The sequence below is a fragment of the Aeromonas sp. 600276 genome (assembly GCF_049175815.1).
GTDB classification, from domain to species: Bacteria; Pseudomonadota; Gammaproteobacteria; order Enterobacterales; family Aeromonadaceae; genus Aeromonas; species Aeromonas dhakensis.
This window is the reverse complement of record NZ_JAAKVU010000003.1, coordinates 35752-62695: the sequence shown is the minus strand read 5'-3', so window position 1 is coordinate 62695 and position 26944 is coordinate 35752. Positions and strand designations below refer to the sequence as shown.

At 64.9% G+C, this 26944-nt stretch carries 17 protein-coding genes; 14 read left to right on the top strand and 3 right to left on the bottom strand.

Features of this window, described 5'->3' with window-relative positions; genetic code table 11:
* Positions 1-183 precede the first annotated feature (183 nt).
* The 6 genes from adk (at position 184) to G5134_RS03860 (ending at position 5081) form a co-directional block, all read left to right on the top strand.
* Positions 184-828 (top strand): adenylate kinase, encoded by a 645-nt coding sequence (gene adk, locus G5134_RS03885; RefSeq protein WP_005301834.1) that lies wholly within the window; start codon positions 184-186, stop codon positions 826-828.
* Positions 829-942: 114 nt separating this feature from the next.
* Positions 943-1917 carry a ferrochelatase gene (hemH, locus tag G5134_RS03880; protein WP_024941937.1) on the top strand — a complete coding sequence of 325 codons (975 nt, stop codon included), beginning with the start codon at positions 943-945 and terminating at the stop codon, positions 1915-1917.
* A 73-nt stretch (positions 1918-1990) separates the two neighbouring features.
* Positions 1991-2383 (top strand): MAPEG family protein, encoded by a 393-nt coding sequence (locus G5134_RS03875; RefSeq protein ID WP_005301828.1) that lies wholly within the window; start codon positions 1991-1993, stop codon positions 2381-2383.
* A gap of 178 nt (positions 2384-2561) precedes the next feature.
* The gene (locus G5134_RS03870; RefSeq protein WP_010633745.1) at positions 2562-3866 is read left to right on the top strand and encodes an inosine/guanosine kinase; all 1305 of its coding nucleotides are present in this window, start codon (positions 2562-2564) and stop codon (positions 3864-3866) included.
* Between the two features lie 188 nt (positions 3867-4054).
* The gene (locus tag G5134_RS03865; protein WP_005301823.1) at positions 4055-4417 is read left to right on the top strand and encodes a DUF2750 domain-containing protein; all 363 of its coding nucleotides are present in this window, start codon (positions 4055-4057) and stop codon (positions 4415-4417) included.
* A gap of 169 nt (positions 4418-4586) precedes the next feature.
* A complete protein-coding gene (locus G5134_RS03860) occupies positions 4587-5081 on the top strand; it encodes a hypothetical protein (protein ID WP_017765835.1) in 495 nt (164 codons plus the stop codon).
* On the opposite strand, the gene G5134_RS03855 is transcribed toward G5134_RS03860, so the two are convergent.
* On the bottom strand, positions 5044-6684 hold the full coding sequence (locus tag G5134_RS03855) for an EAL domain-containing protein (RefSeq protein ID WP_017765834.1): 1641 nt from the start codon (positions 6682-6684) through the stop codon (positions 5044-5046). The two genes, G5134_RS03860 and G5134_RS03855, sit on opposite strands and share 38 nt — an antisense overlap.
* 188 nt (positions 6685-6872) lie before the next feature.
* Between G5134_RS03855 and glgC the strand changes: the two genes are divergently transcribed.
* Positions 6873-8147 carry a glucose-1-phosphate adenylyltransferase gene (glgC, locus tag G5134_RS03850; RefSeq protein ID WP_005301813.1) on the top strand — a complete coding sequence of 425 codons (1275 nt, stop codon included), beginning with the start codon at positions 6873-6875 and terminating at the stop codon, positions 8145-8147.
* Between the two features lie 77 nt (positions 8148-8224).
* Here the strand turns inward: glgC and G5134_RS03845 are convergent, their stop codons facing one another.
* Together G5134_RS03845 and G5134_RS03840 are read right to left on the bottom strand one after the other, a co-directional pair.
* On the bottom strand, positions 8225-10225 hold the full coding sequence (locus tag G5134_RS03845; protein ID WP_065018063.1) for a hypothetical protein: 2001 nt from the start codon (positions 10223-10225) through the stop codon (positions 8225-8227).
* Positions 10226-10370: 145 nt separating this feature from the next.
* Positions 10371-10922 carry a lipoprotein gene (locus tag G5134_RS03840; RefSeq protein WP_065018064.1) on the bottom strand — a complete coding sequence of 184 codons (552 nt, stop codon included), beginning with the start codon at positions 10920-10922 and terminating at the stop codon, positions 10371-10373.
* Positions 10923-11236: 314 nt separating this feature from the next.
* Between G5134_RS03840 and G5134_RS03835 the strand changes: the two genes are divergently transcribed.
* From G5134_RS03835 to amoH, 7 genes are all read left to right on the top strand, one after another.
* Positions 11237-12424, top strand: coding sequence for an isochorismate synthase (locus tag G5134_RS03835; RefSeq protein ID WP_065018065.1), 1188 nt, complete (start codon positions 11237-11239; stop codon positions 12422-12424).
* 76 nt (positions 12425-12500) lie between these two features.
* The gene (locus G5134_RS03830; RefSeq protein ID WP_206866884.1) at positions 12501-14162 is read left to right on the top strand and encodes a (2,3-dihydroxybenzoyl)adenylate synthase; all 1662 of its coding nucleotides are present in this window, start codon (positions 12501-12503) and stop codon (positions 14160-14162) included.
* Positions 14163-14185: 23 nt separating this feature from the next.
* On the top strand, positions 14186-15100 hold the full coding sequence (locus tag G5134_RS03825; RefSeq protein WP_065018067.1) for an isochorismatase family protein: 915 nt from the start codon (positions 14186-14188) through the stop codon (positions 15098-15100).
* Complete coding sequence (amoF, locus tag G5134_RS03820; RefSeq protein ID WP_065018068.1) at positions 15097-18198, top strand: amonabactin biosynthesis non-ribosomal peptide synthetase AmoF; 3102 nt, start codon at positions 15097-15099, stop codon at positions 18196-18198. Before G5134_RS03825 ends, amoF begins: the two co-directional genes overlap by 4 nt.
* A 20-nt stretch (positions 18199-18218) precedes the next feature.
* Entirely contained in the window at positions 18219-18968 is a 750-nt protein-coding gene (amoA, locus tag G5134_RS03815) for an amonabactin biosynthesis protein AmoA (RefSeq protein WP_065018069.1), read from the top strand.
* A 135-nt stretch (positions 18969-19103) separates the two neighbouring features.
* Complete coding sequence (gene amoG, locus G5134_RS03810; protein WP_065018070.1) at positions 19104-25403, top strand: amonabactin biosynthesis non-ribosomal peptide synthetase AmoG; 6300 nt, start codon at positions 19104-19106, stop codon at positions 25401-25403.
* Complete coding sequence (gene amoH, locus G5134_RS03805; RefSeq protein ID WP_065018071.1) at positions 25400-26944, top strand: amonabactin biosynthesis glycine adenylation protein AmoH; 1545 nt, start codon at positions 25400-25402, stop codon at positions 26942-26944. Before amoG ends, amoH begins: the two co-directional genes overlap by 4 nt.

Below are 26944 nucleotides of genomic sequence, written 5' to 3'. Positions count from 1 at the left end.
GCGTGCAGCGCTGCTGCATTTTCACTCATTTTTCGTACACGGTTCTGCGCCAATGGTCGTATTGCCGTGACGGGAAAATGGTGAAAAATAAGTCACTCACACGGGGCAAGCTTGTGGAAATGAGCGAAACCGTGTAGTTTTTTGCCTTCTCAAGAATTGAATAACCAATCAATAGGAGCGTGTATGCGCATTGTTCTGTTGGGGGCTCCGGGTGCCGGCAAGGGTACTCAGGCTCAGTTCATCATGGAAAAACACGGTATTCCGCAGATCTCCACCGGCGACATGCTGCGTGCCGCGATCAAGGCGGGCACCGAGCTGGGCCTCAAGGCCAAAGCCGTGATGGACGCAGGTCAGCTCGTCTCTGACGACATCATCATCGGCCTGGTCAAAGAGCGTATTGCCCAACCGGATTGCGCCAACGGCTTCCTGCTGGACGGTTTCCCGCGCACCATTCCCCAGGCGCAAGCCATGAAGGACGCCGGTGTTGCCGTGGATTTCGTACTGGAATTCGACGTGCCGGACGAAGAGATCGTCAAGCGCATGAGCGGTCGTCGCGTTCACTCCGGCTCCGGCCGTACCTACCACGTGGTGTTCAACCCGCCGAAAGTGGAAGGCAAGGACGACGTGACCGGTGAAGATCTGGTGATCCGTGCCGACGACGAAGAGACCACAGTGCGCAAGCGTCTGGATGTGTACCATCAGCAGACTGCACCGCTCATCGGCTTCTACGGCAAGGAAGCGGAAGCGGGCAACACCCGTTACGTCAAGATTGATGGCACCCAGCCGGTGGAACTGGTCAGCAAGCAGCTGGCGACCATCCTGGGCTAAGCCCGCCATTGCCATCGTCCCTCAGGGGCCAGCGGCAATGTGCCATTGAGACAAGGGCCCGACAGGGCCCTTTCTTGCATATAAGACATAACAACAGAAAGACAGGAAGCAAACGTGACCACGAAAACCGGGATCTTGCTGGTCAATCTGGGTACCCCAGCCGCGCCCACCACGGCCGCCGTCAAGGCGTTTCTCAGCCAGTTTCTGCACGATCAGCGGGTCGTCGACCTGCCGCGCTACCTCTGGTGCCCGCTGCTCCACTTCATCATCCTGCCGACCCGCTCCCCCAAGGTGGCCAAGCTCTATCAGCAGGTGTGGACCGAGCAGGGCTCGCCGCTGATGGTGATAAGCCAGCAGCAGCGCGCGGCGCTGGAGCAGGAGCTCAGGCGCGAAGGGGTCGAGGTGCCGGTGGAGCTGGCCATGACCTACGGCTCCCCCTCGCTGGAGGAGGGCTGGCAGGCGCTCAAGGCCAAGGGGGTTAACCGGGTGATCCTGTTGCCGCTCTATCCCCAGTATTCGGTCAGCACCACCGCCTCGGTGTTCGATGGCTGGAGCCGGGCGATGAAAAAAGAGCGCAACCTGCCGGTGGTGCGGCTCATTCGTGATTACCATGCTCACCCCGAATATATCCAGGCGCTGGCCATGAGCGTGCGCCGCCACTGGGAACAGCACGGCCAGGGCGAGCACCTGCTGATGTCGTTCCACGGCATTCCCGAGCGCTATGAGCGGGAAGGGGATCCCTATGGTCAGCAGTGCCGGCGCACCGCCGCGCTGCTGGCCGAGGCGCTCGGGCTGGACGCCAGCCAGTGGACCGCCAGCTTCCAGTCCCGCTTTGGCAAGGAGGAGTGGCTCAAGCCCTACACCGACGTGACCATCGGCGGCCTGCCGGCAACCGGGATCAAGCGGCTCGATGTGATCTGCCCCGCCTTTGCCGCCGACTGTCTCGAGACCCTGGAGGAGATCCAGGTGCAGAACCGGGAGATCTTCATGGCCGCCGGGGGCGAGCAGTTTGAATACATTCCGGCCCTTAACAGCGATCAGGCCCACATCCGCATGATGGTGTCGCTGATCTGCCGCGAGCTGGCCTGATCGACACGCCGCCCGTGCCGTACCCCGGAGCGGGCCGTGTTTTGTTCGTTATCCAAGGAGAAGGAGTGTCATCATGATGCATATCACCCTGATTTACGCCGGCCTCTTGGGGCTGCTGTTTCTGCTGCTCTCCTTCTGGGTGGTCAAGCGCCGCGCCCAGTTCAAGGTGATGATAGGGGAAGGGGAGGCGCCGGAGATGCGCGCCGCCATCCGGGCCCACGGCAACTTCGCCGAGTACGTGCCGCTCACCCTGCTGCTGATGGCGCTGTGCGAGCTGGCGGGAGTCGGTGCCTTCTGGCTGCACCTTGGCGGCGTGCTGTTGCTGGTGGGGCGCATCCTGCACGCCATCGGCATCCAGATCCCCAAGGCGCCGAACATGCCGCGCCTCTTCGGCACCCTCTTCTTCTGGCTCTCGCTCGGGCTCTTCTCGGTGCTGGCGCTGGCCAGCGGGCTCGCCGCCGGCTGAGTCTTCTTCGCCCCAAAACCACCTCCTCGCTAGGTGGTTTTTTTGATGGGGTTTGGTAAACGTTTTCCTCTGCAACCCTTGTCTATACTGACTTCATATTTTAATCAGGCGACTTTTCGGCGCGGCGGATTGTGTTAAAATCCCGCCCCTCTTTCCCCCAGAGCACAAGAACATTGCCATGAAATTTCCCGGTCAGCGCAAGTCCAAACACTACTTTCCAGTGGATCGTCGTGATCCCCTCATCTCCCAGAGTGCGGAGCTCTCGGAGCGGGGCAAGGCCTATGTGGTCGGGATTGACCAGACGCTGGTCGACATCGAAGCGCACGTTGACCTGGCGTTTCTAGAGCGTTACGGACTGAGCCGCGGCCACTCCATGCTCATCTCCGATGAGGTGGCGGAGCAGATCTACGACGAGCTCAAGAGCAACAACATGGTGGTGAGCGAATTTGCCGGTGGCACCATCGGCAACACCATGCACAACTACTCGGTACTGGCGGACTCCCACTCCATCCTGCTCGGCGTCATGAGCCAGGACATCCGCATCGGCAGCTACGCCTACCGCTATCTGTGCAACACCTCGTCGCGGGTCAACCTGGACTACCTGCAACCGGTAGACGGCCCGGTCGGCCGCTGCTTCACCTTCATCACCGAAGGGGGCGAACGCAGCTTTGGCATCAACGCCGGCAAGATGGACCATCTGGATGTGGCCCACATCCCCGAGGAGATCATCAAGGAGTCCTCCGCCCTGGTCATCACCGCCTACCTGGTGCGCGGTGAAGATGGCACTCCGATGAAGGAAGCGGCCATGGCCGCGGTGCGCTATGCCCGCGAGGCCGGCGTGCCAGTGGTGCTGACCCTGGGCACCCGCTTCGTCATCGAGTCCGACCCCCAGTGGTGGCGCGATTTCATCAGCGAGAACGTCACCGTGCTCGCCATGAACGAGGAAGAGGGCGAGGCCCTGACCGGTTTCTCCGATCCGCTGGCCGCCGCCGACAAGGCGCTGGACTGGGCCGACATGGTGCTCTGCACCGCAGGTCCGGTGGGGCTCTACATGGCTGCCTACACCGAAGATGACTTCAAGCGCGAAACCACCCTGCCGCTGCTGCCCGGCGTCATCCCCGAGTTCAACATGTACGAGTTCAGCCGCCCCATGACCCGCAGCGGCTGCCGCGTGCCCAAGCGCATCTACTCCCACATCTCCCCCTACATGGGCGGGCCGGAGAAGATCAAGAACACCAACGGGGCAGGGGACGGGGCGCTCTCCGCCGTGCTGCACGACATGGTGGCCAACGCCTATCACCGCAGTGCCGTGCCCAACTCCGCCAAGCACGTGGCCGAGTTCCTCACCTACTCTTCGCTCTCCCAGGTGTGCAAGTACGCCAACCGGGTGAGCTACGAGGTGCTGGCCCAGAGCAGCCCGCGCCTGTCGCGCGGTCTGCCGGAGAAGGAAGACAGCCTGGAAGAGGTGTACTGGGAGCGTTGATCCCGCCCTCTGCGCTGAAAACGCCTCCTTCGGGAGGCGTTTTGTCAGGTAAAGCCCGCCATCGGGCAGTTTTTTGTGTGATAACCCCCAAGATGCTTGAGTCCATGTCGCTTTTGCGACACCATTTGGCCACCGCATTGCCACTCGGCACTGCCGTGGCCGCAGCACCCGATTAAAGAGAGAGCCCCATGAGTAAGTTAACTGACAATCTTGACGCCAATTTCCAACTGTTCATCGAAGAAGTCCGCGAGTCGGGTCAGGTGTGGGGTCTGCGCTACGGTGAAGACTGGGTGGTCTGCCGCTCAGCCGAGTTCGAAGATGCGGACGTGATGCCGCTCTGGTCCGCCGAAGAGGACGCCCGTCTGCACTGCGTGGACGAGTGGGCCGACTACGAGCCGGAAGTGATCGAGTTGGAAGAGTTCCTCGACATCTGGATCAACGATCTGGACGAAGACGACGTGCTGGTCGGCCCGAACTGGAACGCCGATCTGGAAGGGCAGGAGCTCGAACCCATCGAGCTGGCCAAGGCGCTGGTGGAACTGGACGCCTGAACCAGGCTGCATTGAACCGGGCCTTGGCCCGCGTGACGAGAACCGATATCGTAATGGATGTCGGTTTTTTTTATGGCCGGCTTGCAGAATACTGAATGAAAAGGCGATTTGCCTTTGCACCCGCCAAAGGGATGGTCCATCATCAACCTTTTGCCGAGCGGGAGGAGCCATGTTTGTATTCGACGTCACCGGCGCTGCGGGGGAGCGGGCCGAGATCCGGGTTCAGGCGCTGGACTGGGGACAGAGCGGCCCCGTCACCTTTCACTGTGATGACGATCGACTGGCGGTACTGCTGCTGACCGACTGCCGCTGCGATGCGGTGGGCTTCTTCAATCTGCTGGCGGGCTGCAAGCCGCTCTATCTGGAGCAGTGGCTCAGCTATCTGCAGGAGACCGGCCGCATCGCCAAGCAGAGCTGCCAGCTGGAGAGCCCGGCCCAGGAGGATTACCTCGCCAAGGCCGGTCTTGAGAACGAGGAGCTCAATGCCCTGTTGGGGCAGGTCTATCAGGTGGCGGGCTTCAACCGGCTGCAGATCAACCGTTACCTCAAGAACCGCCACAATCCCACCGCCCTGGCGACCCGCTACGATCAGAAGGAGCTGGAGCGCTATCGCCAGCTCAACGACATCATTCTGACTCTGTTGAAGTTGAAGCATCCTCAGTAAAGAGCCCGAGCTGGCTGATGTCCGGCCGAAGCGGCTGGGGCCTGGCGATGAGATAGCCCTGCAAGCCGTCCACATACATGCCCTGCAGCAGCTGCTTCTGGCCCAGTTGCTCGACCCCTTCCGCAATCACCTGGCACCCCATCCGGTGTGACACGTCGACGATCATCCGCACGAACTGCTGATTGGTGAGATCCTGCTCCAGCCCGGTGATGAGGGCAGGATCCAGCTTGATGTAGTCGGGCTTGAGCTCACGAAACAGATTGAACGAGCCGATCCCCTTGCCGAAGTTGCAGATGGCGGAGCGGCTGCCGTTGCGTCTGAGCAGCTCGAACACCCGCTTGGCCCCGGTCAGGTTGCGCTCCAGGTGCTCCTCATCCAGCTCGAACACCAGGTTGGCACTGGTGTTGGGATCGTTGAGCAGCTGTCGGTCCAGCCAGATCAGAAAGGCGCTGTTTTGCAGCAGATTGCTGGAGAGGTTGATGCCCCAGCGACTCTGGTTGGAGCCAAAGGCCCGGTACTGGCGCATGAAGTGGGTCACCAGCATCTGCTCCAGCCGCATCACCATGTCCAGCCGCTGGGCCATGGCAAACAGGGTGTCGGTGGGCAGCACGGTACCGTCGGCGCTGCTGAAGCGGGGGTAGATCTCGTTGTAGGCCAGCATGCTGCGGTGCATCGGCTGGATTGGCTGATAGGTAAAGTCGATCCGCTCCTGCTCCAGCAGCTCGGTCAGCACCAGCTTCCAGTGATGCTGCCCCTGCAGCTCCACCACGTTGTCATCCTGCTGGATGGCCCAACCGTTGACCGCCTCGGTCTGGGCGCGGGCCAGCGCCAGATCCGCCCGGGCCAGAATGGCTTCTACCTTCTGGCCGCTGCTGAGCCGGGTCAGCCCCGAGTAGGCGGCGCTCTCCAGCTCATGCTCCTGCTGGTAGTGATCGAAGGCGATCTTCAGATCCCGCCCGAGCAGGGGAGGCGGTATGTTGGCCTCCGGCCGAACCAGCACGGCGAAGTCGGCCCCCGAGATGCGGTAGACCTGATGGCCAGGAAAGCGGTTCACCACCCTGGTGATGAGGTTGGCAATATCCTTGATGTAGGCATCCCCCGACTGAAAGCCGCGCTGGGCGTTGAGCTTGCCAAGCTCGGTGGCGCGGACCAGCACCAGGGTGGCGGTCTGGGTATCCTGATCCCGCTGCAGCAGCTCGGTCATGTCGCGCCGAAAGGCGTGGCGGTTTTGTAGCTGGGTAAGCTCGTCCTGGGTCGCCTGGTGGTGCAGTTCATTGATCTGGCGGTGGGCATCGAGCTCGGCTTCGTTGAAATGGGCGAGCAGTTGCTGCAGGGCGGCCTGGGCTGTCGGGGTCTCCAGGCAGGTGGGGTCGCGCAGTTGCAGCGCCCGGCACCACACCTGCTCCTGTCTCTCCCGATCCGCCTGTTGCAGCCTCATCACCAGCCGGATCAGCAGGCCAAAGCCGAGCAGGCTGGTGGCGAGGATGAGCAGCAGGGTGAGCGGCGTGCTCACGAAGGCGAGCCAGAGCCCCTGCAGCATCAGCAGGGGAGCACAGATGAGAGCCATCACCATCAGCTGGTTGCTCCCGAGCTTGTTCAACATGGTGTCATCCTTGATGATGTCGTTGATGCTGAAATTCTAACCAAGCTCGCATCGCAAAGCATGCGATCCTGCTCAACTCCTGGAAAAGGGCCAATTGAAATCAGTTAAATGTGAGTGAAACCACTTTCATGACGCCGGAAACAGGCGAAGATGAATCGAGAATGGATCAAAACAAGGCAGAGGTAATTATGTTGTTAGAACCCGTAAATACTGCCAAAGCACGGCAACTATTGAACCAGAGTATGGCCTTGGTGCTCGCGGGGGGACGGGGCAGTCGCCTGAAGCAGTTGACCGACAACCGCGCCAAGCCTGCCGTCCATTTTGGCGGCAAGTTCCGCATCATCGATTTCGTGCTCTCCAACTGCATCAACTCAGGCATTCGCCGGGTGGGGGTGGTGACCCAGTACAAGTCCCACAGCCTGCTGCGTCACCTGCAATCGGGCTGGTCTTTCCTGCGCTATCAGATGAACGAGTTCATCGACCTGCTGCCTGCCCAGCAGCGGGTGGACGAGGTGCACTGGTATCGCGGCACCGCCGATGCCATCTACCAGAACGTCGACATCATCCGTGACTACGGCCCCAAATACATAGTGGTGCTTGCGGGGGATCACATCTACAAGATGGACTATGCCGCCATGCTGCTCGATCACGTGCGCCTCGGCGCCAAGGTGACGGTGGCCTGCATCGAGGTGCCGCGGGCGGAGGCTTCCGCCTTCGGGGTGATGGACATCGACGAGCAGCGCAAGATCCGCGCCTTCGTGGAGAAGCCGGCCAATCCGCCCGCCATGCCGGGTAACGAGCACGTCTCCCTGGCCTCCATGGGCATCTACATCTTCGAGGCGGAGTACCTCTATCAACTGCTGGAGGAGGACATCCACAACCAGGAGTCCAAGCATGACTTCGGCATGGACGTGATCCCGCGCATCGTGGGGGAGGGCAAGGCGTTTGCTCACCCGTTCACCATGTCCTGCGTGGGGGCCAAGGAGGGGCTGAAACCCTACTGGCGGGACGTGGGTACCCTGGATTCGTTCTGGGAGGCCAACATGGATCTCGCTTCCGTGGTGCCCGAGTTGGACATCTATGACGAGAACTGGCCCATCTGGACCAGCCAGACCATGACGCCGCCAGCCAAGTTCGTGCAGGACCGCAACGGCCAGCACGGCATGACCATCAACTCCATGTTTGCGGGGGGGTCGATTGTCAGCGGCTCCTTCGTGCTCAACTCCGTGCTGTTCACCCATGTGCGGGTGCACTCCTTCTGCACCCTGGATCAGGCGGTGATCTTCCCCGGGGTCGAGATAGGTTCCGGCTGCCGCTTGCGCCGGGTGGTGGTGGACAAGGGCTGCAAGCTGCCCGATGGCCTGGTGGTGGGGGAGAACGCGGACGAGGATAGCCGCCGCTTCTATCGCTCCGAGCAGGGCATAGTGCTGGTGACCAAGGAGATGCTGGCCAAGCTGGGGTGATGTCACTGCCAACGCCAGACGCCACAATTAAAAAGGGAGCCGATAAGGCTCCCTTTTGCTGTTCAGCCGGTGGCTGATTATTTCTCGGTGATCAGCGCCTTGGCGGCCATCACCATGGCGGTGCCGTGCTTGCCACCGGCGGCGGTGACTTGCGGGACGCCATCTTCGTCGGTGTCACCACCGGCCCCTTCGATGACGTTCTCGCCGGAGTCGCCGATCCACTCGGCCATCTGCATGCCGCCGTTGACGGTGCCGCGGAACCAGCTCACGTAGCGCTGGGTCAGCTGGGCCAGCTCCAGCGCCGGGGCCTTCTCGCTGCCTTCGTTGCGCAGGTTCAGCATGGCGGAGCGCAGGGCGCCGGAGATGGCGGCCTGGGTCCAGGGGGTGTATTCACCCTGTTTGCCTGCGAGCCAGGTACCGGCCTTCTGGTTGAAGTAGGCCTTGTCGGCGGCGATGAACAGCTCGCGCGCAGCGGTGCGGTACTTGGCATCCGAGGTGGCCAGGAAGGCGGCGGTCAGGCCGCGGATGGCGGCAAACTGCGCATCGATGGACTGGCCGGCATCGAGCTTGCCACCCAGGGTGATCCCATCGTGCACCAGCCCATTTTTGCCCTTGAGATTGGCCAGGATGAAGTCGGCCTGCTGACGGATCAGCACCAGCGCCTGCTGGCCCTGAGCGGTTTTCAGGTTCAGCTCGCCATTGTCACCGGCGGCGTAGCCCACCGGCAGCGCATCCTGGGCGCGCTGGAAGATCTGCAGGGCGACCAGGCTGTAGGCGGCGTCAAAGGTGGTGACGTGCTTGGCCTGTTTGCCGGCCTGCCAGCTGTCCACCAGGGTGCCGGCCTTGGGTTCGAAGTGGAGGGCATTGAGGTTCTTGAACACCATGCCGGAGAGGTTCAGCGCCAGGGAGAAGGCATCGTCACCCGCTACCAGCTTGGCGGCATCGCTGCCCTTGTTGGCGGCCGGTGCGGCAGCGAACGGGGCACCGTCAAACACGGCGTGGAAGGCCGGGTTCTGGTTGGTGTTGGCGCTGCGCTGATCGCTGAAGGCGTAGAACTCGGAGAGCGGCCACAGCATCATCCAGGCGTCGCGCAGCTGGGCGGAGCCATCCACCACCTCCAGCTTGCCGATGGCGCCGACGTCGTTCTTGGCCGTCTCGGTCACTTTCACCTGATGGGGGAAATAGACGATGCCCTTGGCCGGATCGTATTGCGGAGTGATCCTGGCGCCCAGCTGCTTGCCGTCAAAGCCGAGCTGACCCTGCAGGATGGCCAGCTTGTCGATGGACTGCTCGGTCAGCATCATGCCGTTGAAACCGTCGGCGGCAGAGACGCCCAGCTTGTGCTTGCCGTCCTGATCCATGGTGGCGGACGCGGCTTCCACCTCTTCATCTGTCTCGGCCACGTGCATGCCGCCGAGGAAGTCCTGGGACCACATCACCTCTTTGAGCAGGATGCCGCCCACGGCCGCCGGTACCAGCAGGTTGTCACTGCCGCTCCAGCGCAGGGTGGCGTAGTCGCGGAAGTAGGCCGGCACCTGGGTCTTGACGCTCTTCTCGTGGCCCTTGGCGGTCTTGATGGTGATCTGGTCGCCGTTGACCGGGGTGGCGTTCACGGCTTGCGCGAACTCCGGGTTGGCGGAGGCGTAGGGCAGGGAGAGGGGATACATGCCCTGCGGCACTTCATCGGCCGGGAAGCCGACCGCATCGGCCATGGCCAGCACCCGCTGGCCGAGGGTGGCCATGGTGCCGCCACGAGCCAGGTTTTGCGGCCCGTTCACCAGGTGCGGGCCCATGCCGGATTGATAGTTGAGGGCGTACATCGCCTCTTCGGAGTATTCGTAGGATTCGATGCCGGCGGCGAAGTCGAACGGAGTCGGCTCGTCGGCGCGGTTGGCGTCCAGCACATCCAGATCCAGACCGAGGGCTTCGGCCAGCGGCTCGCCGGAGAGTTCGAACTCGGTGTAGGCCAGCATGTTGGCGGCGGTGTTGAATGTCTTGTCTTCTACCTTGACGGCGGCGTGTGCGGCGCCGCTCAGGATCGCGCATGCGATCGCCTGGACCAGTACGGTTTTTCTCATGTCCCTTCTCACCATATGTTTGATTTTATTATGACGCTTCTCATGAATCTAAATGAGAATGGTGTGCATTATGAGGCAAAGGGGGAAGCTTGAGAAGAAAAAACCGCGCCCCGGGAGTTGAAGATAAGAGGGGCGCGGTTGGGGGTCAGAGCAGCTTGAAGGGGATGACCAGCCGGCCGGGCTCCACCTTGAGTGCCTCGACTTTATCTTTGATCCTGGCTTCGTTCTTACGACTGCCGTCCAGCCGGTAGACGGGGGTCTGGGAGAGGAACAGCGAGAGCGACTGGTTGAAGGTGGGCAGCAGCGGGGTGAGGGCGGTACCCACGTCGGCCGGCTCGGTCTTGACCGAGATGAGCTCGAGATCGCGCAGGTAGATGGCGCCCTGCTCGGCCACGTAGTCGGGGCGGGCGCTCAGGGAGAAGCGGATCTTCATCTGCTGGCTGCCGAGCGGGCTCATCACCTGCAGGTCGCCGGCGGCATCCAGCTCGACCCGGTCAGCCTGGCGGCGACCGATGCGGCTCTGCATCTCATCGAGGCGGATCTTGCTAGACATGATGCCGGGGATCCCCAGCTGTTTTTCGAAGGCGACCCTCTCTTTGAGGTACTGGTTGATCTCCCCTTCGCTGACGTTGTACTGGGTGAGTGAACAGGCCGCCAGCAGCAGGCTGAGGGGGAGCAGAAGCAGGTGCTTTAACATCGAGGATCCCGTGGGTTGAAACAATGGTCATGAAGATGGCGCCATCTTAGGGGGAAATGGCGCTCGCTGCCAGCGCGGGCGGTGAGACCGCGGTTTTTGTCGCAGCCTCATATGGGGTGTTGGCAGCGGTGCTCATACGGGCAAGAGGGGTAGGCCCTGCACGGTGGGCCACGACGGGCAATATCCACAGATAAGTTCCAGTTTTATCGGCACAAAAATCCCATTGACCGGGGGATTTCAAAGCGAGTATTTTACCGCCGCACAAATACAAATTGATAATCATTATCATTTTGAATCATATTTGAGGGTGTAACGTGGATACTCTTGTGATGGAAAATAGCGCGCCTGCCCAGGCTGCGTCACCGCCCGATTTCTTGTTTACCTCGGGGCAGGGCACGATCAGTGCTACTGACCTGGGCCAGCCTATCACCACCCCCGCCTGTGAATGGCCCTTGCTGGAACAACAGATTGCCGACGCGCTGGCCGCGGCCAGCGCCGCCGGCCAGAGCAACCCGCTGCTGATCGGTGCCTTCGCGTTCGACCCGGCGGAGGCCTCCTGTCTCTATGTGCCCAGCCGCTATAAGCGGGGCGATAAACTGGCCCCGACAGAGCCGTCATCGGTGACAGCGGCCGAACAGGCCGTCGAGGCCAACCGGGTCATCTCGGTGCAGAGCACCCCGCCGGCCAGCGAATTCCAGGCCTCGGTCAGTGCGGCGCTGGATGCGTTTGCACAAGGCCGGCTATCCAAGGTGGTGTTGTCGCGCAAGCTGACACTCACTCTGCATCAGCCCGCCGATCCGAAGCGGGTGATAACTCGTCTGATGGCCCAGAATCCCCATGCCTTCCACTTCTCCCTGCCGCTTGGCCAGGAGCGCCGCCTGCTTGGCGCCAGCCCGGAGCTGCTGCTGCGGGTCAGCGGGGGAGAGGTGTTCACCCATCCGCTGGCGGGCTCCGCCAGACGGGCGAGCGAGCCGGCGCAAGACGAAATGGTGGCCCGGGAGCTGCTGGCTTCTCGCAAGGATCAGCATGAACACAAGTTGGTGATCGACGAGATCCGCCGGGTGCTGACCCCCCACTGCCGCGAGCTGGCGATCCCGTCCAGCCCCTCCCTGATGAGCACGGATACCCTCTGGCATCTGGGTACCCCCATCGCCGGCCGACTGCACGGTGGCGAGGCATCGGTGCTCTCCTTGGCCTGCCAGCTGCATCCCACCCCGGCCCTGTGCGGCTATCCTACCGAACTCGCCCGCCAGTTTATCCGTGAGCAGGAGCCCTTCCGGCGCGCCCTGTTCAGCGGCATCGTCGGCTGGTGCGACAGTCAGGGCAACGGCGAGTGGGCCGTGGTGATCCGCTGCGGCGTGCTCGATGGCCATCAGGTGGAGCTGTTTGCCGGCGCCGGCATCGTCGCGGGCTCGGATCCCGCCATGGAGTGGGCCGAGACCGGCACCAAGCTGGGGACCATGCTCAAGGCCCTGGGCCTGGATTTGGAGGTGGCGCAATGACGCAGCTTCAATATCTGGGCTGGCCGAGTGGGCAGCCAAATCTGAAAGCCCTGGACCTGAGTCCGGAGGTCGCGCAATGAGCGATACCAACCGCTTCCTGCCCTATACCCGCTGGCCCGACGAATTGGCCCAGCGCTACCGCGCCAAGGGCTATTGGCGCGGTGAGCCGCTGACAGCCATGCTGGTGCGTCAGTGCGAGCAGGCCCCCGACGCCGAGGCCATTCTCTGCGGCGAGCGCCGCTTCAACTATGGCGAGCTGGACGCCGCCTCGAGCCGGCTGGCCGCAAATCTGGCCCGCCGCGGCCTGGGGGCAGGGGATACCGCACTGGTGCAGCTCCCCAACGTGGCCGAGTTCTATCTGGTGTTCTTTGCCCTGCTCAAGGCCGGCATTGCGCCGGTCAATGCGCTCTTTAGCCACAACCGGCTGGAGCTCCTCTCTTATGCCGAGCAGATCACACCGCGCCTCTTTATCGGCTCGCTGGCTCATCCGCTGTTTGCGAGCAAGGGGCGCGAGAGCGAGCTGCTGACAAGCATCGGCGCCGAGCTGGCGCTGCTGGATGGCGACGCAGGGGAACTGGGGCTAAGCCGCTGGTTGGCGAAGGTGGCTGAGAGTGAGCCGGTGAAATGTGGCCCGACCCCGGCGAACGAGGTGGCCTTCTTCCAGCTCTCTGGTGGCAGCACCGGCACTCCCAAGCTCATTCCCCGTACCCATGACGACTATTACTACAGCGTGCGCCGCAGCGTTGAGCTCTGTGGCCTCGGTCCCCATACCCGCTATCTGTGCACCCTGCCGGCGCCCCACAACTTCCCCCTGAGCTCCCCTGGCGCGCTCGGGGTGTTCGAGGCAGGCGGCACCGTGGTGCTGGCGCCGGATCCTAGCCCCATCAGCTGTTTCCCGCTGATTGCCCGCCACCGGGTCAATCTCACCTCGCTGGTGCCGCCGGCGGTCTCGCTCTGGCTGCAGGCCGCGGACGCGGACCCCACTGCGCGCACTCAGCTCGAGAGCCTCGACTTGCTGCAAGTGGGCGGCGCCAAGCTGGGGGAGGCGGTGGCCAGCAAGATAGGGCCGCTGCTCGGCTGCCGGTTGCAGCAGGTGTTCGGCATGGCGGAAGGGCTGGTCAACTACACCCGGCTGGACGACCCCGACGAGAAAATCATTCACACCCAGGGTCGCCCCATGAGCCCGGACGACGAGGTGCGCATTCTCGATGAGGCGGGCAATCCGGTCGTCCCCGGCGAGCCTGGCGCCCTGCACACCCGCGGCCCCTATACCTTCCGCGGTTACTACCAGAGCCCGGCCCACAACGCCCGGGTGTTCGATGCCGAGGGCTTCTACTGCTCCGGCGACCTGGTGGTACAGGATGCCGATGGTTACCTCACCGTGGTCGGGCGGCAGAAGGATCAGATCAACCGGGGCGGCGAGAAGATCGCGGCGGAAGAGGTGGAAAACCAGCTGCTGCACCACCCGGCCATCACCCATGCGGCCCTGGTCTCCATGCCCGACAGCGCCATGGGGGAGAAGAGCTGCGCCTTTATCGTCACCACCGAGCCGGGGCTCAAGCCGCTGGCCTTGCGCAAGTTTCTGCGCGAACGCGGGGTGGCGGACTTCAAGTTGCCCGACCGTTTCGAAACCCTGGATGCCCTGCCCATGACGGCGGTGGGCAAGATTGACAAGCAGGGGCTGCGGGCGCGCATTGCGCACGCCATCGCTGCCAACCAGCCCCTGACAACAGCATAAAACTAAAAAGGAATCATGACGTTATGGCTATCCCAACCCTGAACAATTACGCCATGCCCAGCCAGTGGAAGGCCAACAAGGTCAACTGGTCTCTGGAACCCAAACGCGCCGCCCTGCTGATCCACGACATGCAGGAGTACTTCACCGCCTTCTATGGTGAAAACAGCCCGCTGATCGCGGCCCTCACCGAGCGCCTGGCCGCCGTGCGCAAGCAGTGCAAGGCCCTTGGCATACCGGTCTTTTACACCGCCCAGCCAAAGGATCAATCCCCTGAAGATCGCGCCCTGCTCAACGACATGTGGGGCCCTGGTCTCAACAAACGGCCCGAGCAGCAGCAGGTGGTCGCAGCGCTGCGCCCGGAGCGTGACGACACAGTGCTGGTCAAGTGGCGCTACAGCGCATTCCAGCGCTCCGAGCTCGAGCAGATGCTCAAAGAGTTGGGGCGGGATCAGCTGATCATCGGCGGCATCTACGGCCATATCGGCTGCATGATGACCGCCTGCGACGCCTTCATGCGCGACATCCAGCCCTTCTTCCTGGCGGACGGGGTGGCGGATTTCTCCCTGGCCGATCACCAGATGGCGCTCGACTATGTGGCGACCCGCTGCGGCAAGGTGATCCGCTGCGAGGAGGTGCTGGCCCTTGCCCCGGCTTCCGCTTCTGCTTCTGCCGCCCAGAGCAAGCCGTTGCTGACCTACGAGGGGCTCAAGGCACGGCTGCTGAGCCACATCGACGAGGAGGAAGGGGAGTTTGACCCCGACGAGAACCTCATCGACTACGGTCTGGATTCGGTGCGGATCATGGCCCTGCTCACCGAGTGGCGCGCCGCCGGGGTGGAGCTCGGCTTCGTGGATCTCGCCAAGCTGCCGACCCTCAACGGCTGGTGGCGTCTCATCGAGGCCAAGCTGGCAGCCCAGGCGCTGGAGGTGACCCCATGAACCGCTTCCCCTTGACCATTCCCCAGCAGGGGCTCTGGTCCGGACATCTGCTCAACGACGACAAGGCGATGTTCAACACCGCCGAGTGCATCGCCTTCGACGGCAAGGTGGAGGCGGCCGTGCTGGCCGCAGCCCTTGCCAAGGCGGTGGGGGAGTGCGAGGCGCTCAAGGGCCACTTCGAAGACGATAAGGAGGCGGTCTGCTTCGTCCCGCATGAGCTGCCCCTGGCCTATGAAGAGGCCTCCCTCGAGCGCGATGACGAGACGTTGGCCCGCGCCTGGGCCTGGGCCGATCTGCGCCGCCCATTCGAGTTGACCCAAGATGCGCCCTGCCGCTTCGCCCTGCTGCGCGGCCCCGGCCGGGATTACCTCTACAGCTGCGTGCACCACATCGCCCTCGACGGCTTTGGCACCACCTTGTTGTTCCAGCGCATCGCCGAGCTGTATGCAGAGGGGCTGGCCGGTGAGATGAACTCCCCATCGCCCTTCGGTTCGTTGGCGGAGGTGCTGGCGGAAGAGGCGAGCCGCGAGCTAAGCGGCAAGAACGCCGCCGCCCGCGCCTTCTGGCAGGAGCAGCTGCAAGGCTGGCCCGAGGTGAAGTCCTTTGGCGAGACCCGCGCGCCGATTGCCGCCGACTTTATCCGCGAGAGCCGCCCGCTGCCGGCGGCGCTGTGGCAATCCCTGACCGGCTTTGCCGACGAGCACAAGCTGGGCTGGCCCGATCTGCTGCTGGCCGGCCTCTCTGCCCAGCTGTCGCTTGCGAGCGGCCAGGATAAGACCCTGCTCGGCCTGATGATGATGAACCGCATCGGCTCGGCGTCGCTGACCGTGCCCTGCATGCAGATGAATATCACCCCCTTGGCTCTTGCGCTTGATGAGACGCTGGATCTGGCGGGCGCCGCCGGCGCCGTGGCCAAGGCCAAGCGCGGGGTGCGCAAGCACCAGCACTACCGCTACGAGCTGCTGCGCCGCGACCTTGGCCTGGTGGGGGGCGACAAGCGGCTGTTCGGTCCGCTGGTCAACATCATGCCGTTTGATCACGCTCGCCGCTTCGGGCCGCTATCTGCCCATATTCTCAACATCAGCGCCGGCCCGGTGGAGGATCTCACCATCGAGGTGCAGGTCGGTGTCGATGGCCAGCCCAGACTGGATCTGGACGCCAACCCCGGCTGCTACTGTCAGGCAGACCTGGCGGCCATCGCCGATACCCTGTTTGCCCTGCTGGGGCGCTGGCTGGCCGAGCCCGCCCAGACCCAGGGAACCCTCAAGGCCGACTGGCTGGCCGAGCAGCGAGCCCGCGCCCTGATCGCCGGCTCCGCCCATGAAGTGATCAAGGTACGGCCGGTGCTGGAGGCGCTCTGCCACTTCGCCGCCCAGACCCCGCACAAGATTGCCTTGATTCAGAGCACGGCGCAGGGAGAGGTCCGCTTCAGCTACGAGGCGCTGCTGGCCAGAGCCGAACAGATGGCGGCCGCCCTGCAGGCCGCAGGCGTCGTCCCCGGCGACAAGGTGGGGGTCATGCTGGCCCGCACCCCTCAGGCCATCTTCGCCCAGCTGGCGGTGCTGCTGGCCGGCGCCGTCTATGTGCCCCTCGATCCCGAGCAGCCGCTGGAGCGCCAGGGCCATATTCTGCGGCTGGGGGAGGTCAAGACCCTGATCACCCAGGCCGAGTACCGTCACAAGCTGGCCAGCCTGTTTGAGGGGCGCACCCTGCTGGCGGGGGATCTGGTAAGCGACGATCGGCTCAACCAGCCGGCCGCCGGCCGCGCCGTCGCCTACCTGATGTTCACCTCGGGCTCGACCGGTCTGCCCAAGGGGGTGGCGGTGAGCCACGGCGCGCTGGATCACTTCGCCGCCGCCGCCCGCTGCCGCTACCACCTGGGCGAGGGAGCGCGGATGCTGCAATTCGCCCCCTTCAACTTCGACGCCAGCATCGAGGAGGTGTTCGCCACCCTGAGCGCCGGCGCCACCCTGGTGCTGCGCACCGACGCCCTGCTCGAATCCATGCCCGCCTTTGCGGCCGGGGTGGAGCAGATGGGGATCACCCACCTCGACCTGCCCACCGCGTTCTGGAACGAGTGGGTGGTGGCGCTGACGGCGGGTCAGGCCCACATTCCTGCCGGGCTTACCACCGTCATCATCGGCGGCGAGGCGGTCTACCCCGAACAGCTGGCCCAGTGGCAGCGTCAGGGCCGCTCCGATGTGCGCCTGTTCAACACCTACGGCCCCACCGAAACGACCGTGGTGGTGACCACCCAGGAGTTGCAGCAGGAAGACCCGAGCCAGGCCCAGCTGCCCATCGGCCTGCCGCTGCCCGGCATGCAGGCGCTTATCCTGGGAGCGGGGGAGCAACCCGCCAGCGAGGGTGAGCTGGTGCTGCTCGGCCCGCAGCTGGCCAACGGCTATGTGGGGGGCGTGCAAGGGAGCTTTGGCACCCTGCGGGTTGGCGCGGAGCCAATGCCCGTCTACCGCACCGGCGATCGGGTGCGCCTGGTGGCCGGCCGGCTGGTCTACCTCGGTCGGCGCGACAACGAATTCAAGATAAGCGGCTATCGCATCCAGCCCGGCGAGGTGGAGGCCCAGCTGCTGGCCCTGCCCGGGGTGGACGAGGCCTGCGTGCAGGGGGTGAGCATCGGCGGCGTGCGCCGGCTGGTGGCCTTCGTGGCGGGGGCGGAGCGCGACAGCCGGGTCATCAAGGCGCAGCTGGCCTGGGTGCTGCCCGCCGCCATGATCCCCACCGACTATCGCCACTATGACCAGCTGCCCCGCACCGGCTCCAACAAGCTGGATCGCAAGGGCCTGCTGGCCGCCTACCAGGCGGGGGGCGAGGCCCTGACCCTGGGCAGCGAGACCGAGAACCGGGTCGGCGCCATCTGGCAGCAGATCCTGGGGCTCGCCACCATGGCGCCCACGGACAACTTCTTCGAACTGGGGGGCCAGTCCCTGCAGACCATCCAGATAGTGAACCGGCTCGGCGCCGAGTTCGGGGTGCAGGTCAAGGTCTCCGATGTGTTCGATCACCCGCGCCTCGACGACTTCTGCCGCTTCCTCGACGGCCTGCTTGCCGAGGACGAAGAGAGCGTGGAGATGGTGTGGTGATGGATAAGGAGCAACAAGCAATGGCCTTTGATTTCACTGGCAAGCGGGTCTGGGTGACCGGAGCCGGGCGCGGCATCGGCCGCGAGGTGGCCACGCAGTTCGTGGCGGCCGGCGCATCCGTGGTGGGGCTGGATCTGGCGTTTCCCGAAGCCGACTACCCCTATGCCACCCGGCTGCTCGATATCGGCGACTCGAAGGCGGTCAACGCCTGCTGCGCAGCGCTGCTGGCAGACGGCGGGCTGGATGTGCTGGTCAACGGGGCCGGGGTCTTGCGCCTCGGCTCCACCGAGACTCTGAGCGATGACGACTGGCACGACTGCATGACGGTCAACGCAAGCGGGGTCTTCTATCTGCTGCGGGCCCTGGTGCCCCACTTCAAGGAGCAGCGGCGCGGCGCCATCGTCACCATCGGCTCCAACGCCGCCCATGTGCCGCGCATGCAGATGGCAGCCTATTGCGCCTCCAAGGCGGCGGTCACCAGCCTGACCCAGACGGTGGGGCTGGAGCTGGCCCCCTTCGGCGTGCGCGCCAACCTGGTGTCGCCGGGCTCGACGGATACCCCCATGCTGCGCGGCATGCTGCCAAGCGAGGAGGCCATGGTCCGCACCATTGCCGGGTTGCCGGAGCAGTTCAAGCTCGGCATCCCCCTGCGCAAGGTCGCCACCCCGGCGGAGATCGCCCATACCGTCCTCTTCCTGGCCTCGGATCTGGCCAGCCACATCACGCTGCAGGATCTGGTCGTCGACGGCGGCGCCACCCTGAGTGCCTGAGGCTTGAGAAACAGATGAACAATATGGTTTTGCTGTTGAAACAGCGGGACGGTCAGAGCGTCAAGCTCGCCCTGAATGAGAAGGGGCAGGACGGTTTTTCTTCCCATCCCACCACGCCGGCTGTCTGAGGTACAGATGAACAATATGATTTTGCTGTTGAAACAGCTGGAACGGCAGGGGGTCAAGCTGGCGCTGAACGACAAGGGCCAGCTTATCTCCCAGTCGAGCAAGGAGGCGGTGACGCCGGCTATCGGCGCCACCATCAAGGCCCACAAGGATGAGCTGGTGCGCTGCCTGGCGGCCCGCGCCGCCTTCGAAGAACCTATCGCCGCCGAGGGCGCCCGGCAGGGGCCGCTCTCGTCGTCCCAGAGCGGGCTCTGGTTTATCGAGCAGTACGAGGAGGCCTCCCACCTCTACAACATGCCGGTCTATTTTCGCGTCAAGGGAGAGCTGGACACGGCGGCGCTGGAGTTTGCCTTCGACCACCTGTTTGCCCGCCACCCCAGCATGCGTACCCGCTTCATCAAGGACGAGGCGGGCAGGGGGGCGCAGGAGATCCTGCCCCACGTGCCCTTCAAGCTGCAGATTGAGGACGTGAGCGCAGAGCCCATTGCCGAGCGCGAGGCCTATGTGGCCCGCCGGGTGCGCGAGGAGATCGGCCGCCCCTTCTCCCTGACCCAAGGGGATCTGAGCCGAGTGCATCTTATTCGGCTGGGCAGCCGCGAGCATGTGCTGCTGATCACCCAGCACCACATCATCTCCGACGGCTGGTCGGTCAAGAACATGTTCGCGGATCTCAAGCGCGCCTTTCTTGCCCATCAGAACCGTGAGCCCCTGCAGGTGAGCGAGTTGCCGCTCACCTACATCGACTATGCCCGCTGGTTCAACTCTGACCGTTTTCTCGATTATCACGCCGAGTTCAAGCCGTTCTGGGTCGACCGGCTCGGTGGCAGCCCCGAGGTGCACGGCCTGCCGCTCGACAAGCCGCGCCCGGCCCATCAGGACAGCGGTGGCGAGCTGGTCTTCTCCACCATCGACAACGCGCTGTGGGAGAGCTTCAAGCGCCTCTGCCAGCGCCACAGCACCTCCAATTTCATCGGCCTGCACGCCCTGTTTGCATTGCTGATGGTGCGCCAGAGCGGCGAGAAGGAGGTGGTGATCGGCACCCCGCTCGCCTATCGCGAGCGTCACGAAATCGAGTCCCTGGTGGGCTTTTTCGTCAACACCCTGGTGCTGCGCACTCAACTCAGCGGCAAGCCCAGCTTTGTCGATTATCTGCAGCAGTGCCGGGAGGAGGATCTGGCGGCCTTCGATCACCAGCTCTACCGTTTCGAGGCGCTGGCCGAGGCCATCGGCGCCGATCGCACCACCGCCATCAACCCCATCTTCCAGATCATGCTGGTCTATCAGGCCAAGGTGGACTTCAACGATCTCATCCCCGGCTGCCAGCTGGTGGAGGAGACCTCGCCTGTGCTGCCGGCCAAGACCGACATATCGGTCAAGGTGACCGAGCTGATGGACTCCGTCCGGGTGGACTGGCTGTTTGCCACCGCCCTGTTCGAGCGAGAGACCATCCAGGCTTATGCCGATCGCCTGCTGCACCTGATGCGCGCCGTGGTGGCGGCCCCCGAGACCGACATCTGGCAACTGCCGCTGGAGGCGGGCACCGACCAGGCCGCGCTGGCCGCACAGCTTGCCGACCTGCCGCAAGACTACCCGAGCCGCGACACCCTGCTCTGTCATATCGAGCGGCGTGCTATTCAGTTGCCGGACGCGCTGGCGGTCAGCGACGGCGCGCAATCGTTGACCTATGGCGAGCTGGAGGTGCGTGCCAACCGGCTGGCTCACTGGCTGCAATCCTGCGGCGTCACCCCGGGCGCCGCCATCGGCATCCAGGCCAGACGCGATGTCGCCTTCGTCATCGCCCTGCTCGCCTGCTGGAAGGCGGGGGCGGCCTATGTGCCGCTCGACCCTGCCTATCCCGCCGGGCGACTGGCCCATATCCTGAGCGACGCCAGTATTGCACTGGTGCTCGGGGGAGAGCCGGACCCGCGCCTTGGCGAGGCGCTGGCGGGCACGACTGCCGCGTATCACGATCTGCACGGGCTTGCGCTGGACAAGATGCCAGCCAGCACGCCCGCACTGCCTCGGGACGCCGCCATGCTGGCCCAGATCATCTACACCTCCGGCAGCACCGGTCTGCCCAAGGGGGTCATGGTGGAGCAGGGCAGCCTGGTCAACCTGATGGCGGATCACGGCGAGCGCATCGCCCTTGATCAGAGTGGGGCCATGTTCAACTGCATGTCCCTCTCGTTTGATGCGGGCAACATGACCACCCTGCTGCCGCTCTACTGCGGCGCGGCCCTGCACTTCGGCGAGCCGGGCGAGGGGGTGATCGGTGCCGCGATCGCTCGGGGTGCCAGCCATATGATTTTGCCGACCGCCCTGCTCGCGAACCTGCTGCCACCGACGGATCTCGGTTCCCTCAAGGCCATCGGTTTTGGCGGCGAGGCGTGCCCGAGCAGCCTGGTGGAGCGTTGGGGGGAGCGGGTGGCGCTGTTCAACATGTACGGCCCGACCGAGTGCACCGTCACCGCGCTCTGCGCGCGGCTCACTCCGGGGGCGCCCATCACCATAGGTCGACCCGTCAACAACCTGAAGGCGCTGATCCTGGACGAGGCGGGCAACCTCTGCCCGGTGGGGGTGCCCGGCGAGCTCTGCCTGGCGGGGCTGGGGTTGGCCCGTGGCTACCTCAATCTGCCGGAGCGCACCCAGGAGGCCTTTATCGAGCTGGCCTTTGATGCAACGAATGAGGAACGTACCCATCGCCTCTATCGCACCGGCGATCGTGCCCTGCTGCGCCGCGACGGCAACATCCAGTATCTGGGCCGGATGGACGAGCAGATCAAGTTGCGCGGCTATCGCATCGAGCCGGGGGAGATAGAGACCCGGCTTGCCGAATTGTGCCCGGCGATGCGCCAGATCAAGGTGGTGGTGCAGGAGGGGCGCCTGCTGGCGTACGCCTGTCTGCAGGCCGGTGCGAGCGAGCCCGACGGCGATGCCCTGCTGCAGCGGGCCGGCGAGTGTCTGCCCGAATACATGGTGCCGGCGCGCCTCTGCTGGCTGCCAGAGATGCCGCTCACCCCCAACGGCAAGCTGGACTTGCGCCGCCTGCCCGCCATCGTCTGGCAGCAGAGCAAGGGCGAGCCGCAAAACGAACTGGAGCAGACCGTGCTTGCCATCTGGCAAGGGGTGCTCAAGCAGCCGCTCGGGGTGGAGGATGATTTCTTCCGGTTGGGCGGTGACTCCATCCTCAGCATCCAGCTCACCACCCGGTTGCGGGATGCCGGGTTGCACTGCAGCGTGAAGGACGTGTTCGAAGCCAAGACGGTGCGCCGCCTCTGCCGCCAGCTCGGCCAGCAGCAGGCCGTCAGCCACAGAAGCGAGCAGGGCAGCCTGACCGGCGAGTTCCCGCTCCACCCCATTCAGCACTGGTTCTTCGAGCAGGGCTTTGCCAAGTCCGGTCACTGGAACCAGGGGGTGATCCTGCGCCTGCCGGCCGGGGTGGACGATGAGGCCCTGCGCGGCTGGCTGGATGCCCTGCGCCAGCACCACGATGCCCTGCGCCTGGCGGTGACCCCGACCGGCCAGCGCTATCTGGCCGAACTGCCATTGCCGCCGCTGCCGACCCTGGATGCCGCCAATCTCGATGAGGTCGAGCTGCAGGCCTGCCTGACCGAGTTGCAGGGAGATCTCGACCCTGCCAGCGGCCATACCCTGGCCTGGGCTCGCCTGCGCAATCTCTCCCTCGAGGGGGATCGCGAGGGCGAGACGGTGGAGGGGCTCTTCCTTGCCTTCCATCACCTGGTCATCGATGCCGTCTCCTGGCGCATTCTGGCCGAGGATCTGGCCCGGGTGAGCAGGGGTGAGCCGCTGCCCGCCAAGGGCAGCAGCTATCGCCAGTGGGGTGAGGGGCTCGCGGCCTACGCCAAACGGGAAGAGGATCAGCTTGGCTTCTGGCTGGCTCAGGGGGAGGCCAGCAAGCCAGGCTTGCTGGAAGCGGCGCGCGCCGCCGATGGCCGTGCCGCCGCCAGCCTGCTGCAACTGAGTCAGGAGACCACGGCCCGTCTCATCGACACCGCCAACCAGGCCTACTTCACCCGGGTGCCCGACCTGCTGCTGGCGGCACTGACCCGTACCCTGAGCGAGCAGGGTTACGGCAGCCGTCATTGCGTGATGCTGGAAGGACACGGCCGTGAGGCCATCGATGCGGAACTGGACGTGAGCCGTACCCTGGGCTGGTTTACCAGCACCTATCCGCTGGCGCTGGCGGATGCCGGGGCGTGGGATGAGCTGGTCTGCGCCACCAAGGAGCAGCTGCGCGCCGTGCCGGACAAGGGGGTGGGCTTCAACGCCCTGCGGCTGCACCACCCTCGTGGCTGGGCACTGCCCGAAGCCCTGGTGGTCTTCAATTACCTGGGGGTCAGCCATCAGGGCGAGGCTGCTCAGCCCTGGCAGCCCCTGCCGCTGGCGCCGGGGGCACCCAGTTCCCCTGACAACCTGCCGCGAGAGCTGGTCAGTCTGCACGGGGGCGTGTTTGATGGCCGCCTCACCCTGCGCCAGGTGGGCGCCCTCAACCAGCAGGCGAGCGACGCCCTGATGGCGCGGCTGGCGGACAACCTGACGGCGCTGGTGGAACACTGCTGCAACCTGAAGGCCCCACGCCATACCCCGAGCGACTTCCCGGGGCTTGGCCTCTCGCAAGCTGCGCTCGATCGGGTGCTGAGCGGGCGCGAGGTGGAGACATTGCTGCCCATGACCTCGCTGCAGCAGAGCATGTTCCATCACAGGGCGCTGCTGCCCCGGGATCACGCCTATCACCTGCAGACCGAGATTGACTATCACCAGCCGCTGGACGTGGCGGTCTACCGTCAGGCCTGGCAGGGGCAGATCGCCCGCTGGCCAGCCCTTCGCAGCGAACTGGTGCTGGCGGATGGGGTGGCGCTGCAGCGCATCTTGAAGCACGCCGAGTTGCCATTCCACTATGAGGACTTGTCTGAAGTGGAAAATGCAGAGGCACGGGTCCAGGCCTATCGCCAGCAGGATCTGGCCCGCCCGATCCCGCTCGAGCAGGCCCCCCTGCTGCGCCTTGTCTGCTTCAAATTGGCCCCCGATCACCACAAGGTGATCTTCAGCGCCCATCACGGCGTGCTGGATGGCTGGAGCGGTCCCGTGTTGCTGGGTTCCTTGCATCGCGGCTATCAGGCGCTGATGAACGGCCTGTTGCCGCAGGGCGAGCCGGATACCGCCTGGCTCGAATTTGGCCGCCATATCGCGAGCCAAACCCGCAGCGCCGACGCCTACTGGCAGGGGCGGGGGGAGCTCTTGGCAACGCCTAACGATCTCGCCTGCCTGTTCGGGGTGACGCTGGATGCAGGCTCAAGCGGGCGCCATACCCAGCAGCGACCGGCGGTGTGTGCCACGGCGCTGCCGACCGAGGTGGCGACCTTGCTCGCACGCCGTGCCCGTGATCTTGGCGTGACCGCGGGCCTGTTGGCCCAATATGCCTGGCACCGTCTGCTGGCATGCCGCTCTGGCGATGCCGTTACCCTGGTGGGCAACGTGACCCCAGGCCGGGATTACCCCATCGAGGGGATCACCGCAAGCGTCGGGCTCTACATCAACAGCCTGCCGTTGGCGCTGGCGTGGCGCACCGAGCTGACCCTGGCCGAGCATATCGCCCGGTTGCAGACCGACCTGATGGCGCTCAATGAGCACGGCACCCAGTCGCTGGCGGCACTGACCAAAGGCCGGGCGCGCCTGTTCCAGAGCCTGTTCGTGTTCGAGAACTACCCCATGCCGGCGGTGCCTGCCGCCCCCGAACCCCACCAGCTGGTGCCGCGCTTTGGCGCCGTGGTGGAGAAGGTGGAGCTGCCGCTCTCCTTGGTGGTCAGCAGCCGGGGCGAGACGCTCCAGCTGCGCCTCGAATTCGACGGCGAGCAGATCCCCGAGGCCCGGGCCGAAGCGGTGCTGGCTGACTGGCTGGCCGAGCTTGGCTGGCTGGCGCAGGCGGATCTGAACCAGCCGGCCAGCGTGGCTGTGGCCGCGCTGTACCCAGCACAAGCGACAGCCACACTATCGGCAGCCACACAGGTGGCCGCCACCAGGGCTGAGTCCGGCCTGGCTCAGCCACCGGCCGAGGCCCGCGTGCTGGTGGCCCTGTGGGAGCGCCAATGCGGCGTGCCCGGCATCTGGCAGCAGACCCTGTGTGAACTCGGGGTGGATTCGGTGCAGCAGCTCGCCCTGCTGGCGGCCCTCAACGAGGCGTTTGCACAGGATCGGGCGCCACTTACCCTGCAGACCCTCAAGGCCCACCCATCCCCCAGCCGGCTCTATCGGCACTGGCTGGTACGCCAAACGGAGGCCGCGCTATGACGGTGACCATCAAGCATAAGGCTCCGGCCGTGTCATCCCCGAGAGGCGCCCCCAAGGGGGCGGCCAACCTGGGGGCACGGCTGGCGGCTTGCCTCGCTGCTACCCCGCTGGCCCCCGCCATTCGCATGGGCGGGGAGGGGATCAGTGAGGGCGGCTCAGATGAGCAGTGGTTCAGCTACGGCGCGCTCAATGCCAGGGTCGGCCAGATTGCCGCCCGATTGCAGGGGCTGGCGGTGGGTGAGCGGGTCGGTCTCTATCTCTCCCGCGGCCCCGATCTGGTGGCCAGCCTGCTGGCCTGCCTGCGGCTCGGCCTCACCTTCGTGCCCCTTGAGCCGGACTTTCCGGTGGAGCGGCTGCAGGGGATCGCCCGCCAGGCGCGTTTGTCGGCGGTGATCTGCGACGGCGACAGGCCGGCCCCCGCCTTCGGTTGTCCGCTGCGCACCCTAGACGGGCCGGCAGCGGCACGGCCCGTCTCCTGGCCCCAGGTGGATGACGCCTTGGCCGCCTACATGATGTTCACCTCGGGCTCCACCGGCGAGCCCAAGGGGGTGGTCATCAGCCGGCGGGCCCTGCTCTGCTTCCTCGACGGGATCCGCGAGCGGCTCGGGCTCTCACCGAGCTGCCACTGGCTTTTCATCACCACCCCGGCCTTCGACATCTCCCTGCTGGAGATGCTGGGGCCGCTCTGGGGTGGTGGCCGGCTCACGGTGGCCGGCGGTGAGCACAACAAGGATCCCCTGGGGATGCTGGCCCTGCTTGAGGCCGACCCCTCCATCAACTGGCTGCAGGCCACCCCGGCCTGCTGGCGCATGCTGCTCAAAGCGGGCTGGCAGGGGCGCAATACCCTCACCGCCCTGTGCGGCGGCGAGGCGCTGGACTCAGGGTTGGCCGAGCAGCTCTGTGCCCGCACCCGGCGGCTGTGGAACTGCTATGGGCCGACCGAGGCCACCGTCTGGTCCCTGGTGAGCGAGGTGCGCTGGCCACCGACTGATGGCCAGATCACCATCAGCCACAGCCTGCCGGGCTATCGGCACTGGGTGCTGGACGAGGCGGGGCAACCGGTGGCAGAAGGGGAGTGCGGCGAGCTCTGCATCGAGAGCCCGGCCCTGTGCGAGGGGTACTGGCGCAAGCCGGCCTTGACCCGCGCCGCCTTCCTGCGCCTGGCCACCCATCGCCTCTATCGTACCGGCGATCGGGTGCGCCGGCTGGGGGCGGACCGTTTCCTCTATCTGGGGCGGCGCGACGATCAGGTCAAGCTGCGCGGCTTTCGCATCGAGCTCGGCGAGGTGGAGGCGGGGCTGCGCCGCCAGGCCGGGGTGCAGGAGGCGGCGGTGCGTCTGGTGGGCGAGGGGGACGAGGCCATGCTGGTGGGCTACGTGGAGGCGAAAAACGGGGTGACCCTCAATCGCCTCGCCCTGCGCAAGGGGTTGCAGGCGACGCTGCCGCACTACATGGTGCCGGCGCGGCTCATCCTGCTGGATGCCCTGCCCAAGACCGGCAGCGGCAAACTGGACAGAAAGGCGCTGCCCTTGCCGGAATAA